This window comes from Pseudomonas sp. ABC1, assembly GCF_013395055.1.
Classification (GTDB): Bacteria; Pseudomonadota; Gammaproteobacteria; order Pseudomonadales; family Pseudomonadaceae; genus Stutzerimonas.
Genome location: NZ_CP058349.1, coordinates 2790927 through 2805697 on the forward strand (window position 1 = coordinate 2790927; position 14771 = coordinate 2805697).

The 14771-nt window shown below is 64.4% G+C and carries 14 protein-coding genes; 9 read left to right on the top strand and 5 right to left on the bottom strand.

What is annotated here, in order from left to right; all coding sequences use genetic code 11:
- Nucleotides 1-33: 33 nt before the first annotated feature.
- The 5 genes from HW090_RS12250 to HW090_RS12270 all read right to left on the bottom strand — a co-directional run bounded on the left by HW090_RS12250 (nt 34) and on the right by HW090_RS12270 (nt 5491).
- Nucleotides 34-756 carry a 16S rRNA (uracil(1498)-N(3))-methyltransferase gene (locus tag HW090_RS12250; protein WP_179113784.1) on the bottom strand — a complete coding sequence of 241 codons (723 nt, stop codon included), beginning with the start codon at nt 754-756 and terminating at the stop codon, nt 34-36.
- 126 nt (nt 757-882) lie between these two features.
- The gene (gene argA / locus HW090_RS12255; RefSeq protein WP_179113785.1) at nt 883-2181 is read right to left on the bottom strand and encodes an amino-acid N-acetyltransferase; all 1299 of its coding nucleotides are present in this window, start codon (nt 2179-2181) and stop codon (nt 883-885) included.
- A 9-nt stretch (nt 2182-2190) separates the two neighbouring features.
- Nucleotides 2191-3357 (bottom strand): acetylornithine deacetylase, encoded by a 1167-nt coding sequence (gene argE / locus HW090_RS12260; protein ID WP_179113786.1) that lies wholly within the window; start codon nt 3355-3357, stop codon nt 2191-2193.
- A 151-nt stretch (nt 3358-3508) separates the two neighbouring features.
- Nucleotides 3509-4774, bottom strand: a complete 1266-nt coding sequence (locus HW090_RS12265) for an inorganic phosphate transporter (protein WP_179113787.1) — start codon at nt 4772-4774, stop codon at nt 3509-3511.
- 39 nt (nt 4775-4813) lie between these two features.
- The gene (locus HW090_RS12270; RefSeq protein WP_179113788.1) at nt 4814-5491 is read right to left on the bottom strand and encodes a TIGR00153 family protein; all 678 of its coding nucleotides are present in this window, start codon (nt 5489-5491) and stop codon (nt 4814-4816) included.
- Nucleotides 5492-5695: 204 nt separating this feature from the next.
- On the opposite strand from HW090_RS12270, the gene HW090_RS12275 reads away from it, so the two are divergent.
- From HW090_RS12275 to HW090_RS12315, 9 genes are all read left to right on the top strand, one after another.
- A complete protein-coding gene (locus HW090_RS12275) occupies nt 5696-7063 on the top strand; it encodes an inorganic triphosphatase (protein WP_179113789.1) in 1368 nt (455 codons plus the stop codon).
- 50 nt (nt 7064-7113) lie between these two features.
- Nucleotides 7114-7812: a DUF502 domain-containing protein gene (locus tag HW090_RS12280; RefSeq protein ID WP_179113790.1), complete on the top strand. Its 699-nt coding sequence runs from the start codon at nt 7114-7116 to the stop codon at nt 7810-7812.
- A gap of 25 nt (nt 7813-7837) precedes the next feature.
- A complete protein-coding gene (locus tag HW090_RS12285; protein WP_179113791.1) occupies nt 7838-8239 on the top strand; it encodes a hypothetical protein in 402 nt (133 codons plus the stop codon).
- A gap of 275 nt (nt 8240-8514) precedes the next feature.
- Entirely contained in the window at nt 8515-9423 is a 909-nt protein-coding gene (locus HW090_RS12290; RefSeq protein WP_179113792.1) for a glutamate/aspartate ABC transporter substrate-binding protein, read from the top strand.
- Between the two features lie 159 nt (nt 9424-9582).
- A complete protein-coding gene (locus HW090_RS12295) occupies nt 9583-10329 on the top strand; it encodes an amino acid ABC transporter permease (RefSeq protein WP_179113793.1) in 747 nt (248 codons plus the stop codon).
- Nucleotides 10326-10994 carry an amino acid ABC transporter permease gene (locus HW090_RS12300; protein ID WP_179113794.1) on the top strand — a complete coding sequence of 223 codons (669 nt, stop codon included), beginning with the start codon at nt 10326-10328 and terminating at the stop codon, nt 10992-10994. The genes HW090_RS12295 and HW090_RS12300 overlap by 4 nt, the downstream gene beginning before the upstream one ends.
- Nucleotides 10991-11725 carry an amino acid ABC transporter ATP-binding protein gene (locus HW090_RS12305; protein ID WP_179113795.1) on the top strand — a complete coding sequence of 245 codons (735 nt, stop codon included), beginning with the start codon at nt 10991-10993 and terminating at the stop codon, nt 11723-11725. Before HW090_RS12300 ends, HW090_RS12305 begins: the two co-directional genes overlap by 4 nt.
- Nucleotides 11726-11805: 80 nt before the next feature.
- Entirely contained in the window at nt 11806-12894 is a 1089-nt protein-coding gene (locus HW090_RS12310) for a type II asparaginase (RefSeq protein ID WP_179113796.1), read from the top strand.
- Between the two features lie 34 nt (nt 12895-12928).
- On the top strand, nt 12929-14767 hold the full coding sequence (locus HW090_RS12315) for an ATP-binding protein (RefSeq protein WP_179113797.1): 1839 nt from the start codon (nt 12929-12931) through the stop codon (nt 14765-14767).
- Nucleotides 14768-14771 lie beyond the last annotated feature (4 nt).

The following is a 14771-nucleotide window of genomic DNA, read 5'->3' on the forward strand; positions in this document are numbered from 1 at the left end:
CGACCTTTCCTGCCTGCAAGCGGTAGTGGCGCTTCAGTTCGAGAAGTCGCCCCACAACTGCTGAGCTACGCTCAGGGCCACCACCGGCGCGGTTTCCGTACGCAGCACGCGGGGGCCGAGGCGGGCGGAGTGGAAGCCGTTGCGGTGCGCCTGTTCGACCTCGCTGTCGCTCAGGCCACCCTCGGGGCCGATCAGGAAGGCCAGGCTGGCGGGGCGGGCATGGCTAGCCAGTGGCTCGGCGACCGGGTGCAGCACCAGTTTCAGCTCGGCCGCTAGGGTCAGCCATTGTGCCAGGGGTTGTGGCGAGTTGATTTTCGGTACGACCGAGCGCCCGCATTGTTCGCAGGCGCTGATGGCGACCTGGCGCCAGTGGGCCAGGCGCTTGTCGGCGCGTTCGTCGTTTAGGCGCACCTCGCAGCGCTCGCTGACGATGGGCGTGATCTCGCTGGCGCCCAGCTCGGTGGCTTTCTGGATCGCCCAATCCATGCGCTCGCCCCGCGACAGGCCTTGCCCCAGGTGGATATGCAGGGGCGATTCCGGCTGGCCGGCGAACGCTTCGTTCAGCTCTACGCTCACGCGCTTCTTGCCGGACTCCAGCACGGTGCCAAGGAACTCCTGGCCGCTGCCATCGAACAACTGCACGGCGGCGCCCGCCTGCAGGCGCAGGACGCGGCCGATGTAGTGGGCCTGTTCCTCCGGCAGTTCGTGCTGGCCAAGGGTGAGGGGAGCGTCGATGAAGAAGCGGGACAGGCGCATGGTGGTGTTCTATCCAGGGTCGAGGTCAGGAGCGGGCAGTGTGTTACCCGTGTGCCGGAGGTCAGATTCCAGCCCTGCATGCAGGGGCTGGAGTCCAATGGTTGCAGTCGGTGCGCGTGGCGCACCCTACAGGGGTTTCTCGAATATCTTCGAGTTGCGCTGGAAGTTGTACAGCGAGGCGCGGGCGGCGGGCAGCCGGTCGACGCTGCTGGGTGAGAAGCCGCGTTCGCGGAACCAGTGGGCCGTGCGGGTGGTGAGCACGAACAGGGTGTCCAGGCCGAGGGCGCGGGCACGTTCTTCGATGCGCTCCAGCAGGTCGTCGCCCCGACCGCCGTGGCGGTATTCCGGGTTTACCGCCAGGCAGGCGAGTTCGCCGGTGCGGGAGTCGGGAATGGGGTAGAGCGCGGCACAGGCGATGATGCGGCCTTCGCGCTCGACGATGCTGAACTGCTCCACTTCGCGCTCCAGCACTTCGCGGGAACGGCGCACCAGGATGCCTTGCTCCTCCAGTGGTGTGATCAGGTCGATCAGGCCACCGACGTCCTCGATGGTCGCTTCGCGCAGTTGCTCGAACTGTTCCTGGGCCACCAGGGTGCCGCTGCCGTTGCGGGTGAACAGTTCGTTGAGCAGGGCACCATCGTCGACATAGCTGACGATATGGCTGCGACCGACGCCGCCTTTGCACGCCTGGGCTGCCGCGTCCAGCAGTTCGGCCTGGTACTGCCCACCGAGGCGTTCGACATGGCCGGGCACCTGGGTCGGGCGCAGTTCGCGTACCAGTTGCCCCTGTTCGTCGAGCAGCCCCGCCTCTGCACCGTAGAGCACCAGTTTGTCGGCCTGCAGGTCGATGGCGGCGCGGGTGGCGACGTCTTCGCAGGCCAGGTTGAAGATTTCCCCGGTGGGTGAGTAGCCCAGGGGTGAGAGCAGCACGATGGTGCGCTCGTCGAGCAGCCGACCGATGCCCTTGCGGTCGAGCCGCCGGACTTCGCCGGTGTGCTGGTAGTCGATGCCATCGAGCACGCCGATGGGGCGTGCGGTGACGAAGTTGCCACTGGCGATGCGCAGGCGGGCGCCCTGCATCGGCGAGGTGGCCATGTCCATCGACAGGCGTGCCTCGATGGCGATACGCAACTGGCCGACCGCATCGATCACGCACTCCAGGGTCGCCGCGTCGGTGATGCGCAGGTCGCGGTGGAACTGTGCCTGCAGGCCCCTGGCGTTCAGGCGCGCCTCGATCTGTGGTCGCGAGCCGTGCACCAGTACCAGGCGCACGCCGAGGCTGTGCAGCAGCACCAGGTCGTGGACGATATTGGCGAAGTTCGGGTGGGCGATGCCATCGCCGGGCAGCATGACCACGAAGGTCCGGTCACGGTGCGCGTTGATGTAGGGCGAGGAGTCGCGTAGCCAGGAAACGTAGTCGTGCATGGTGGTCCTTCAGGCGTTGTTCGCGGGTACGGCGGGCGTCAGGCAATAGTGTTCGATCATGTTTCGCAGCAGGCGTACCGTCGGTTCGATGCGGGCCAGGTCGAGGTACTCGTCGGGCTGGTGGGCGCAGGCGATATCGCCGGGGCCGAGGACCAGCGTCTGGCAGCCGAGCTGTTGAAAATAAGGCGCCTCGGTGGCGAATGCCACTGCTTCCGCCGGGTGCCCGGTCAGGCGTTCGGCCAGGCGTATCAGTTCGCTGTCGGACGCTTGCTCGAAGGCTGGCACGCCCGGGTAGAGCGGCTTGAGGTCGATGGCGACCTGATGACGCTCGGCAAGCGGTTGCAGGTGTTGGCGGATGGTCGCGCGCAGCTGCTCGCTGTCCATGCCGGGCAGGGGGCGCAGGTCGAATTCGAGCGAGCACTGGCCGCAGATACGGTTAGGGTTGTCGCCTCCATGGATGCAGCCCAGGTTCAGGGTCGGCTTGGGCACATCGAACAGCGGGTTGTCATAGGTCTTCTGCCATTGCCGGCGCAGGCCGATCAGTTCGCCCATGACGTCGTGCATGGCTTCCAGGGCGCTGTGCCCGTAAGCCGGGTTGGACGAATGGCCGCTCTGCCCGAGGATATCGATACGCTCCATCAGGATGCCTTTGTGCAAGCGTACCGGGCGCAATCCGGTGGGTTCGCCGATCAGTGCCGCTCGCCCCAGCGGTCTTCCTGCATCGACCAGCGCACGCGCGCCGGACATCGAGCTTTCCTCGTCGCAGGTGGCCAGGATCAGCAGGGGCTGGTGGAAGGGTTGGTCGATCAGGCCGCGCACCGCCTCGATGACCAGGGCGAAGAAACCCTTCATGTCGCAACTGCCCAGGCCATACCAGCGATCGTCGTCCTCGCGCAGGCGCAGCGGGTCGCTTTTCCAGAGGGGCGCGTCGAAGGGCACGGTATCGCTGTGCCCGGCCAATACCAGGCCGCCAGGCCCGCTACCGATAGTGGCCAGCAGATTGAACTTGCCGGGCAGCACCTGTTGCAGTTCGCACTCGAAGCCAAGGTCGCGCAACCAGCCGGCCAGCAGTTCCACGACCAGCAGGTTGCTCTGGTCGTGCTCGATCTGCGTACTGCTGACCGACGGGGCCGCCAGCAGGGCTGCAAATTGCTCTTTCAGCGAAGGAAGGGGCATGCGGGCGCTCCGAGGATGGCCCTTGATCATAGCGTCGGCGGGGGCGACAGGCTATGGGGTGACACGGGCTGTTTCAGCCTCAGAACCTGAGTAGGGTGCGCCGTGCGCACCTGTGCGCAGAGGCCTGCGCGCGGCGCACCCTACGGCGGTTCTAGAGGAAGATGAACATCATGATTTCGAGGTAGATGATCGCGAACAGCGCGCCGGCCGGCAGGGTGATGACCCAGGTGGAGAAGATCTTGCCGATCATGCCCAGGTTGAGTGCGCCGATACCACGGGCCAGGCCGATGCCCAGCACGGCGCCGACCAGGGTGTGGGTGGTGGAGATCGGCAGGCCGATACCGGAGGCGGTGACCACGGTGATGGCGGTCGCCAGTTCGGCGGCGAAGCCACGGCTCGGGGTCAGTTCGGTGATGCCCTTGCCGATGGTCGCCATGACCTTCCAGCCGTAGGTGGCCAGGCCGATGACGATACCCACCGCGCCCAGCAGCAGCACCCAGCCGGGGACAGAGGACTTGCCGCCGATGGCCATGTCGCCACCTGCGTGGATCACGCCGACCACCGCGGCCAGCGGGCCGACCGCGTTGGAAACGTCACTGGCACCGTGGGCGAAGGCCATGGAGCAGGCGGTGAAGATCATCAGTACCGCGAACACCTTCTCGACGCTGGCGAAGTGGAAGGAGCGGTTGGCTTCGGGGTCGACCTTGATGCGTGTCAGCAGGCTGATGCCGAGGGCGGCCACCAGGACGCCGATCAGGACCGAATAGAGAAAGCTCTCGGTGCCGCTGAAGTTCCAGCCAACGTGCTTGAGGCCCTTGGTGAAGGTCATCAGCGCGAGCATGAAACCGGTCAGGAACATATAGCCCGGGACCCAGCGCTTGGCGTTGCGGAAGGGGTCCTCGGTGTCCATGATCAGCCATTGCACGCTCTTGAAGATACCGAAGGCGATCAGGCCGGAAATGAAGGGCGTCACCACCCAGCTGGAGACGATTGGCAGCAGGCCGACCCAGTTGACGCTGTCCACCGAGACACCGATGGCGGCGAAGCCGATGATGGCGCCGACGATAGTGTGGGTGGTCGAGACCGGCCAGCCGCGTAACGAGGCGATCAGCAGCCAGGTGCCGGCGGACAGCAGGGCCGACATCATGCCCAGTACGAACATGTCGGGCTCTATCGCCGAGGCATCGACGATGCCGTTCTTGATGGTTTCCGCGACCTGGCCGCCAGCCAGGTAGGCGCCGAAGAACTCGAAGAACATGGCGATCACGATCGCCTGCTTGATGGTCAGCGCCTTGGAGCCGACCGAAGTGCCCATGGCATTGGAGACATCATTGGCGCCTACGCCCCAGGCCATGAAAAAACCGAAGCAACAGGCAAGCACGAGAAGTACGGTGCCGTATTCCGTGATGAAAGACATAAAAGAATTTACCTATAAAGCCGCAAGAGGCGCTGGCACTCAACGTGCCAGCAGTTGTTCCAGCCGGTTACCGACACGCTCTGCGCGGTCGGCGATGTCGCCCACCCAGTCGATGACTCGGTAGAGGAACATCACGTTCACGGGGGGGAGTTCGCTTTCCAGCTTGAACAGGATGCGGCGAACCTCGATTTGTTGGCGGTCGGTCTCGTGCTCGATCTGCTCCAGCTCCTCGACCATCTCCTGGACCAGCTTGGCCTCGCGGCCGCTGAAACCGGTCTCCAGCAATTCGTCGAGCTCGTTCATGGCTTTCAGCGCCTGGGCGCTGGCGTCGACGCAGCGACGGACATAAAGCAGCATTTGCGGGCGCAGCGGGGTGGGGATGCTCATCTGGCGGCCCAGCATCAGGCCGGCGATGTCCTTGGCGCGGTTGGCTACCTTGTCCTGCACGCTCAGCAGTTCCAGCAGATCCGAACGTGGCACCGGCAGGAAGAGGCTCTTGGGCAGGTGCATGCGCACGCTTTTCTTCAGTTTGTCGGCTTCACGCTCCAGGCGGACCATCTCCTGTTGCACGAGCTCGACACGTTCCCAGTCCTCTTCCATGACCGCCTCGAAGAACGGAACCAGATGCGCTGCACATTCATGAACCTTGGCGATGTGCTGCTGCATCGGCCCGATGGGCGATCGGCCGAAGAGGCTGACAAACGGGTTGGTTGGCATGGGGTAGAACCCTATCCTGTATGGAAGTGTGGATTATATCGGTGCCCGCCGTTCCGGGCGACCTGAAAAGTATTGCGCCGGGTCAAGCTATGTTGCGGTTGGGGGCTTTCGAGAAGTATTTGCGCGACCCCGCGCCATGACGCTGCTCAGTCCGTACAATGGCCACTTTGCGGCATGCCCGCCCATTGAATCCCGTAGAGCGACATGAACAAAGAAACCGAGATCAAGCTGCGCGTCAGCCGTGAAACCCTGGCAGCCCTGCAGGAGCATCCGCTGCTGAAGAAGCGCAACAAGGGCGGCTGGCAGCGCCATGAACTGTTCAACCAGTACTACGACACGCCTGAGCGCGAACTGGCCGAAGCGCGTGTGGCGCTGCGCCTGCGCAAGGACGGCGAGGACTACATCCAGACGCTCAAGAGCCGTGGCCAGAGCGTGGCGGGCCTGTCTTCGCGCAACGAATGGGACTGGGCCGTGGGCAAGCCGCGGCTGGACCTGAAGAAGCTGGACGACCAATGCTGGCCGGCCAGCCTGGCCGAGCTGGACAAGAAGACCCTGAAACCGATCTTCAGCACCGACTTCGTGCGTAACAAGGCCGATATCGCCTGGGGCCGGGGCAAGGCGCGGGTGGTGATCGAGGCGGCCCTTGACCTGGGCGCCGTCAAGGCGCAGCGCAAGAGCGAGGAAATCTGCGAGCTGGAGCTGGAGCTGCGCCAGGGCGAACCCGAGGCTCTGCTGGAACTGGCTATCGAACTGGCCCATGACCTGCCGCTGATGCCCTGCGATATCAGCAAGGCCGAGCGTGGCTATCGCCTGTTCGACGCCGGCAGCTATGCCGTTGCGTCGCCCGCCGCCACGCTGGACCCCGAGATGTCCCTGGATGACGCCTTCGCCGCCCTGGCCTGGCAACTGCTTGGCAGCAGCCAGCGCCTGGCCGAGCAATACCGTTTCAATGGGCACTGGAAGCTGCTGGAGGAGTGGTTGCGGCAACTGGTGGACCTGCGTGCCCTGATCGGCAGTCTGGGGCAAGCTGCGCCACGTGCCAGTAGCCGTGAGCTGCGTGAAGGACTGGACGCGTTGCTGCAGGACTGGCGTCCGATCGTCGAGGCCGGGCAGCAGGATGAAGCCGTGCGCCAGAGTGCGCCTAAACAGTTCACCGAAGAGCTGGGCAAGACACGTTGGGGGCTGTTCTCCCTGTCGCTGTCACTGTGGTTGCTGCGTCGCGGCTGGAGCATCGGTCGTAACGCCAAGGGCGATCGCCAGGGTGCGGTGGCGCTGGCCAACTGGCTGGAACATACGCTGGCCGATGAGGCGCTGGCGCTGCAACTGCCGCGCTACCAGCGCCAGCCCGAGGACCTGGGCGAGCAGATGCCGCGCATCGAACGTATCCAGGCCTGGCTGCGTCTTGCCCGTGGTGTGCTGGAGATTCCCGAGCTCGACCGTCTGTATGGTGAGCTGAACAAGCTGGAAGCCCTGGCCCTGCAGCCTCTGGACGAGGAATCGCGGCAGTTGCGTGCCGAACATGCCATCCGTGTACAGAGCCTCAAGGCCTGGAAGGCGCTGGTGAAAAAATGACGCTGACAGGTGTGGCTAAACAGTAACGATCCACAGGAGGCGAGCGCGGCATGTTCATCAAGCAGAGCCTGAAATCCATCGTCACCACATGGCTGACCGGGCTGCTGGCCCTGCTGCCGCTGGTACTGACGCTGGCCTTGCTGGCGTGGATCGTCAGCCTGCTGAACAAGCTGGTCGGGCCCTCCACGCTGATCGGGCAGCTTTTCGGCGCGTTGGGCCAGCCGTTCTCCAGCAACACCTACCTGGCCTATGCGCTGGGCAGCCTGGTGCTGCTGCTCAGCCTGTACCCGCTTGGCCTGGCGGTACAGTTGGGCCTGCGTCGGCCCCTCAGCCGGCTGCTGGACGTGACCCTGCGGCGCACGCCTCTGATCGGCAACCTCTATTCCCTGGCTGACCGATTCGTCGGGCTGCTGGACAAGAACAAGAACCCCGATATCGCCGCGATGAAGCCTGTCTGGTGCTTCTTTGGCGGCGATGGCGTTGCCGTGCTGGCGTTGCAGCCCAGTTCCCAGACCGTGCTGCTTGAAGGCCGCGAGCACTATGCCGTGCTGGTGCCCACGGCGCCTATCCCGATCGGCGGCGGCTTGCTCTATGTGCCTGTGGAGTGGGTCAAGCCGGCCAACATGGGCGTCGAGACCCTGACCGGTATCTATGTCTCCATGGGACTGACGCCCCCTCCGCCGCAAGCTGCGCCCGAAGCGCCTGCCGCCGTAGTGGATGTTCCGCCCGAGGGTGCTGGGCAGCGTTGAGTGACTGTGGCTATGATCCGTAGCCATGAACGAGCCCTTCGCGATCCGTCAGCCTTGCCCGCCAGGTGCCTGTACCTGTGAGCGCGAACGCTTGCAGGATGCGCCCGAAGGCGACCTGCGCATCCTGCGCCTGACGCGTGAAGAAGAGCGGCGCCTGGTCGAGCGCCTGGAGAATATCGACAGCCTGGCCGACCTCGAACACATGCAGCGGCGCCTGTTCGAGCAATTGGGCATTCGCCTGGAGATCGCGCCGGGTTTTGGCGAAGTGCGCAGCATGCGCGGTATCGCCATCGAGATGAACGAACTGCCCGGATTGTGCCGCCGTACCCGCCAGGCGATCCCGGCAGCGATCCGTCGGGGTCTGGCCAAGCGCCCTGAAATCGCCTGGCGCCTGCTGGATGCCAACGACCTGCTGCGCAATACCTAGGCGATTTCGTCTATCCCCATCGTTCGCGTCGATGATTGACCGGCTTCTTGCCCGGTATTCCGTTTGCTATTCCGACTCCGCAATCCCGCTTCGTTCGGAAATCCGAACGATATCCGGTGCTGACGTTCTCATTTCTACGGCCCGCATGGCGGCGTTGAGGCGTCCGTGCGCTTTCCGGGCAAGTGGCATGGATCCTGCTAAATTCAAAGTCAGGAGCAGGCGCTGCGAGTGCCTGGATTCGATGCGCCGTATAACAAAAACATGAGGATTTCTTTATGCGAACCCTACCGAAACTACTGAGCGTCGCCGTTACCGCAGCCCTGTTCGCGACACCCGTACTGGCTGCCGAACTGACTGGCACCCTGAAGAAGATCAAGGACAGCGGTACCATCACCCTCGGGCATCGCGACTCATCCATTCCGTTTTCCTACTATGGCGACAACTCGCGCCAGCCCATCGGTTATGCCCATGACCTGCAACTGAAAGTGGTCGAGGCGCTGAAGAAAGAGCTGGAACTGCCCGACCTCAAGGTGCGCTACAACCTGGTGACGTCGCAGACACGCATCCCGCTGGTGCAGAACGGCACCGTGGACCTGGAGTGCGGCTCCACCACCAACAACCTGGAGCGTCAGCGCCAGGTGGCGTTCTCGGTGGGCTTCTTCGAGGTGGGTACGCGCCTGCTGGCCCGCAAGACTTCCGGCATCAACGACTTCGAAGACCTGGCCGGCAAGAACGTGGTGACCACCGCTGGCACCACCTCCGAGCGCCTGATCAAATCGATGAACGCCGAGAAGAAAATGCGCATGAACGTCATCTCGGCCAAGGACCATGGCGAGTCCTTCCTGATGCTCGAGTCCAACCGCGCCGTGGCCTTCATGATGGACGACGTGCTGCTGGCCGGAGAAATGGCCAAGGCCAAGAAGCCCGACGACTGGCACCTGGTCGGCACGCCGCAGTCCTATGAAATCTATGGCTGCATGCTGCGCAAGGGTGACGAGCCGTTCAAGAAAGTGGTCGACCAGGCGCTGAGCGAGACCTTCGCCTCCGGTGAGGTCAATGCGCTCTACGACAAGTGGTTCCTGCAACCGGTCCCACCGAAGAACCTCAACCTGAACTTCCCCATGAGCGACGAACTCAAGCAACTGATCGCCAAGCCCACCGACAAGTCGGCCGAGGAGCTTTGAGGCGGCAGCCTGAGTAATACCTGTCGGTCAAGGCTGTACACCTCCAGCCCTCTCCCGTTCACGGGAGAGGGCTGGAGGTCAGGGCGGGTTTTGTCCGCGAGTGAGTGTGTATCCGCTTCGCGGCTCTGGGCCGCATGATTTTCATCCGGGGGAGTATCCATGGACTACAACTGGGACTGGAGTATCTACTTCAAGTCCACTGGGATCGGCAGCGAAATCTACCTGGACTGGTTCATCACCGGCCTGGGCTGGACCATCGCCATCGCCCTGGTCGGCTGGCTGATCGCATTGGCACTGGGCTCGTTGCTCGGGGTCATGCGCACGCTGCCGAACCGCTGGCTTTCCGGCATCGCCACCGCCTATGTGGAGGTCTTCCGCAACGTACCGCTGCTGGTGCAGTTGTTCCTCTGGTACTTCCTGGTGCCCGACCTGCTGCCCGAGCCACTGGAACTCTGGTTCAAGCAGGACCTCAATCCGGCCACCTCGGCCTACCTCAGCGTGGTGGTCTGCCTCGGGCTGTTCACTGCCGCACGGGTCTGCGAGCAGGTGCGCACCGGTATCGAAGCGCTGCCCAAGGGGCAGGCCGCCGCAGCCTACGCGATGGGTTTCCGCTTGCCGCAGATCTACTGCCATGTGCTGCTGCCACAGGCGTTCCGCATCATCATTCCGCCGCTGACCAGTGAGTTCCTCAACATCTTCAAGAACTCCTCGGTGGCGTCGCTGATCGGCCTGATGGAACTGCTGGCGCAAACCAAGCAGACCGCCGAGTTCTCCGCCAACCTGTTCGAGGCCTTCACCCTGGCCACGCTGATCTACTTCGTCCTGAACATGAGCCTGATGCTGCTGATGCGCCTGGTCGAGAAGAAAGTGGCGGTGCCCGGCCTGATTTCCGTGGGAGGCAAATGATGGACTTCAGTCAGATCATTCCCGCCTTGCCCGGCCTCTGGGACGGCATGGCGATGACCCTCGAGCTGATGGTCATGGGGGTTCTCGGTGGTGTGGCGCTGGGCACCGTGCTGGCGCTGATGCGGCTGTCTTCCAGTCGCCTGCTGTCGAACCTGGCCGCGCTCTACGTCAACTACTTCCGTTCCATCCCGCTGCTGCTGGTGATCACCTGGTTCTACTTCGCGGTGCCTTTCGTGCTGCGCGCCATCACCGGCGAGGACACGCCGATCGGTGCGTTCACCTCGTGCCTGGTGGCGTTCGTCATGTTCGAGGCGGCGTACTTCTGCGAGATCGTGCGGGCCGGCATCCAGTCGATCCCCAAGGGGCAGATGGGCGCGGCGCAGGCATTGGGCATGACTTATGCCCAGACCATGCGCCTGGTCATCCTGCCGCAGGCGTTCCGCAAGATGACGCCGCTGCTGCTGCAGCAGAGCATCATCCTGTTCCAGGACACCTCGCTGGTCTACACCGTCGGCCTGATGGACTTCCTCAATGCCGCGCGCTCGCGGGGCGACATCATCGGCCAGCCCCATGAGTTCCTGATTTTCGCCGGCCTCGTGTATTTCACCATCAGCTTCGCCGCCTCGCGCCTGGTGAAGCTCCTGCAGAAAAGGTTAGCCGTATGATTTCTATCGAAGGCGTCAACAAGTGGTATGGCGAGTTCCAGGTGCTGACCGATTGCAGCACCCGGGTGGCCAAGGGCGAGGTGGTGGTGGTCTGTGGCCCGTCCGGTTCGGGCAAGTCCACCCTGATCAAGTGCGTCAACGCGCTGGAGCCGTTCCAGCAGGGCGATATCGTCGTCGACGGCACCTCCATCGCCGACAAGAAGACCAACCTGCCGAAGCTGCGCTCGCGGGTCGGCATGGTGTTCCAGCATTTCGAGCTGTTCCCGCACCTGACCATCACCGAGAACCTGACCATCGCCCAGATCAAGGTGCTGGGCCGCAGCAAGGCCGAGGCCACCGAAAAGGGCCTGGCACTGCTTGAGCGTGTGGGCCTCAAGGAACATGCGCACAAGCATCCCGGCCAGTTGTCCGGCGGCCAGCAGCAACGCGTGGCGATCGCCCGCGCGCTGGCGATGGACCCGGTGGTGATGCTGTTCGACGAGCCGACCTCGGCGCTCGACCCGGAGATGGTCAACGAGGTGCTCGACGTGATGGTGCAACTGGCCCACGAAGGCATGACCATGATGTGCGTGACCCACGAGATGGGTTTCGCACGCAAGGTCGCCGACCGGGTGATCTTCATGGACGCCGGCAAGATCGTCGAAGACTGCGCGAAGGAAGCGTTCTTTGGCGATGTCTCGGCACGCTCCGACCGGGCCCAGCAGTTCCTGGCCAAGATCCTTCAGCACTGAGGCTGTGCAGGGGCGCCGTGCGCCCCTTGTGCATGTCGCGTCATCCCGGTGCGCGAGGCGCACCCTACAGGAGATATCCGATGAAGATATTGCTGAACCGAATCGCCCCGCTGGGGCTGCTGCTGGTCCTGCTGATGCCGCAGGCCTCCCATGCACGTACGGCCGAGGTCGAGGCGAAGCAGGCCAGTGTGGTGATCCTCGCCACCGGCGGCACCATCGCTGGCGCCGGGGCCAGTGCCGCCAACAGCGCCACCTACCAGGCGGCCAAGGTGCCGGTGGACCAGTTGATCGCCGGTGTGCCGGAGTTGAAGGACCTGGCCAGGGTGCGTGGCGAACAGGTGTTCCAGGTTGCCTCGGAAAGCCTGACCAACGACAACCTGCTGCAACTCGCGCGGCACGTGGCCAAGCTGGCGAAGCAGTCGGACGTCGACGGCATCGTCATCACCCATGGCACCGATACCCTGGAAGAGACTGCCTACTTCCTCAACCTGGTGATCCACAGCGACAAGCCGGTGGTGCTGGTCGGCTCCATGCGTCCGGGCACGGCGATGTCGGCTGACGGCATGCTCAACCTGTATAACGCGGTGGCCGTGGCGCGCGATGCCAGTGCCCGGGGCAAGGGCGTGCTGGCGGTGATGAACGACGAAATCCATTCCGGCCGCGATGTGAGCAAGGCCGTGAACATCCGCACCGAGGCCTTCAAGAGCCCCTGGGGCGCGCTGGGCATGGTGGTCGAGGGCAAGAGCTACTGGTTCCGTGCGCCGGTCAAGCGGCACACCACGGATTCGGAGTTCGACATCGAGAAAATCGACAGCCTGCCTCGGGTGGACATCGCCTACGGCTACGGCAACCTCGACGACACAGCCTATCGGGCCTTCGCCAAGGCGGGCGCGAAAGCGATCATCCATGCCGGCACCGGCAATGGTTCGGTGGCGGCGCCGGTGGTGCCGACGCTCAAGGCGCTGCGTGGCGAAGGCTTGCAGATCATCCGCTCGTCGCGGGTCAACCAGGGCGGTTTCGTGCTGCGCAACGCCGAGCAGCCCGACGATGCCAACGACTGGGTCGTGGCCCATGACCTGAATCCGCAGAAGGCGCGTATCCTGGCGATGGTCGCGCTGACCGGCAAGCCGGACAGCCGCGAACTGCAGCGAATCTTCTGGGAATACTGATCGGGAAGGGCGCGCCCTGCGCGCCTTTTCGCCTATGCGAGCACGAGCCATCCGCCATCTACTGCCGACCTTGTCGATCCTCATGCTGGTGCTGGCCTGCGGTTACGCCGGCTATCACCTCAGCGAGCGCACGGGCATCCGCGCCCTGGCCGAGAATGGCGAGCGCCAGCTCGAACTCAATGCCCGCGCGGTAGAGAGCGAGATCACCAAATACACCTACCTGCCCAGCCTGCTCGAACTGGAAGCCAACGTCGGGCGGCTGCTGCGCATGCCCACCGGCTACCGGCGGCAGGTGGTCAACGAATACCTCGAAGGTCTCAACCTGCGCAGCGGTAGCCTGGCGGTCTATGTGCTGGACACCCAGGGCCGCGTGGTGGCGACCAGCAACTGGGAGCAGGCCGACAGTTACCTGGGCGAAGACCTGTCGTTCCGTGCCTATTTCAAGGATGCCATGCAGGGGCGGCCGGGGCGCTTCTACGGCATCGGCAGTACCGTGGGCGAGCCGGGTTACTACCTGGCCCACGGCCTGCGCGACGGCGAGCGACTGATCGGCGTGGCGGTGGTCAAGGTCAAGCTCGATGCCCTGGAAGAGCGCTGGGCGCGGGCGCGGCTGGAGGCCTACGTCAGCGACGAGAACGGCATCATCATCCTTTCCAGCAACCCGGCGCGGCGACTCAAGTCGTTGCGCCCGCTGGACGAGGCCACCCGCGAGCGACTGGCGCGCAGCCTGCAATACCACTGGTCGGCGCTGGAAGAGTTGCAGCCGCTGTCGAGCATGACCCTGGGCGATGGTATCGAGCAGGTCAGTTTCGCCACCCATGCCCCGGACTACCATGAACCGGTCAGCTACCTGGCGCAGAGCCGGGCGCTGGTCGATACGCCCTGGCGCCTGACCCTGTTGACGCCGATGAACGACCTGCGCCGCGAAGCCCTGAGCCACGCCACCCTGGCATCGGTGGCCTGTGCCTTGCTGGCGTTCCTGCTGATCGCCTGGAACGAGCGGCGCAAGGTGCTCGCCACCCGGCTGGCGGCGCGGGAGGCGCTGCAACACGCGAATGACGAACTGGAGCGGCGCATCACCGAACGCACCGCCGACCTGCGGGCCAGCAACGAACGTCTCAAGGGGCAGATTCGCGAGCGGCGGCAGACCGAAAGCAACCTGCGCAAGACCCAGGACGAACTGGTGCAGGCCGGCAAGCTGGCGGTGATCGGGCAGATGTCCACCAGCATCGCCCACGAACTGAACCAGCCGCTGGCTGCCTTGCGTACGCTGTCGGCGAACGCCGTGCGCTTCATGCAGCGCGGTGCCCATGACACCGCCAGTGCCAACCTGCAGGCGATCGGCGAACTGGTCGACCGCATGGGCAAGATCACCGCCAGCCTGCGCGCCTTCGCCCGGCGTTCCGACGACAAGGGCGAGGCCGAGCTGGAGAAGGCGCTGGATGCCGCCCTGTTCCTGTTGCATGCGCGCTTGCAGCGATTGGATGTGCAGATCGAACGGCAGATCGAAAGCGACGGCGGCACTCGCCTGGGCATCGACCAGACCCGCCTGGAGCAGATCCTGGTCAACCTGATCGCCAATGCCCTGGATGCTATGGGTGAGCAGCCCGAGCGGCGTCTGTGGCTGAGCGGCGCCGCCAGTGCCGGCCAGTACCGGCTGGAGGTGCGCGACAATGGCCCGGGTATTTCGCCGGAGTTGCGCATCCACCTGTTCGAGCCGTTCTTCACCACCAAGCCGGGCGAACAGGGCCTGGGCCTCGGCCTGACGCTGTCCGCCAGCCTGGCGGCGGCGGCCGGCGGCAGCCTGACGGTACGCCACCCGCCCGAAGGCGGCACCGCTTTCATTCTGTGCCTGAAAAGGATCGGAGCATGAGCCA

Excerpts from the sequence above, each read along its gene's own strand:
- HW090_RS12285 (WP_179113791.1), top strand. The coding sequence starts at position 7,838 with ATGAACGAGCCCTTCGCGATCCGTCAGCCTTGCCCGCCAGGTGCCTGT.
- HW090_RS12315 (WP_179113797.1), top strand. The coding sequence starts at position 12,929 with ATGCGAGCACGAGCCATCCGCCATCTACTGCCGACCTTGTCGATCCTC.
- HW090_RS12250 (WP_179113784.1), bottom strand. The coding sequence starts at position 756 with ATGCGCCTGTCCCGCTTCTTCATCGACGCTCCCCTCACCCTTGGCCAG.
- argE (WP_179113786.1), bottom strand. The coding sequence starts at position 3,357 with ATGCCCCTTCCTTCGCTGAAAGAGCAATTTGCAGCCCTGCTGGCGGCC.
- argA (WP_179113785.1), bottom strand. The coding sequence starts at position 2,181 with ATGCACGACTACGTTTCCTGGCTACGCGACTCCTCGCCCTACATCAAC.
- HW090_RS12305 (WP_179113795.1), top strand. The coding sequence starts at position 10,991 with ATGATTTCTATCGAAGGCGTCAACAAGTGGTATGGCGAGTTCCAGGTG.
- HW090_RS12275 (WP_179113789.1), top strand. The coding sequence starts at position 5,696 with ATGAACAAAGAAACCGAGATCAAGCTGCGCGTCAGCCGTGAAACCCTG.
- HW090_RS12270 (WP_179113788.1), bottom strand. The coding sequence starts at position 5,491 with ATGCCAACCAACCCGTTTGTCAGCCTCTTCGGCCGATCGCCCATCGGG.
- HW090_RS12310 (WP_179113796.1), top strand. The coding sequence starts at position 11,806 with ATGAAGATATTGCTGAACCGAATCGCCCCGCTGGGGCTGCTGCTGGTC.
- HW090_RS12300 (WP_179113794.1), top strand. The coding sequence starts at position 10,326 with ATGATGGACTTCAGTCAGATCATTCCCGCCTTGCCCGGCCTCTGGGAC.
- HW090_RS12265 (WP_179113787.1), bottom strand. The coding sequence starts at position 4,774 with ATGTCTTTCATCACGGAATACGGCACCGTACTTCTCGTGCTTGCCTGT.
- HW090_RS12290 (WP_179113792.1), top strand. The coding sequence starts at position 8,515 with ATGCGAACCCTACCGAAACTACTGAGCGTCGCCGTTACCGCAGCCCTG.
- HW090_RS12295 (WP_179113793.1), top strand. The coding sequence starts at position 9,583 with ATGGACTACAACTGGGACTGGAGTATCTACTTCAAGTCCACTGGGATC.
- HW090_RS12280 (WP_179113790.1), top strand. The coding sequence starts at position 7,114 with ATGTTCATCAAGCAGAGCCTGAAATCCATCGTCACCACATGGCTGACC.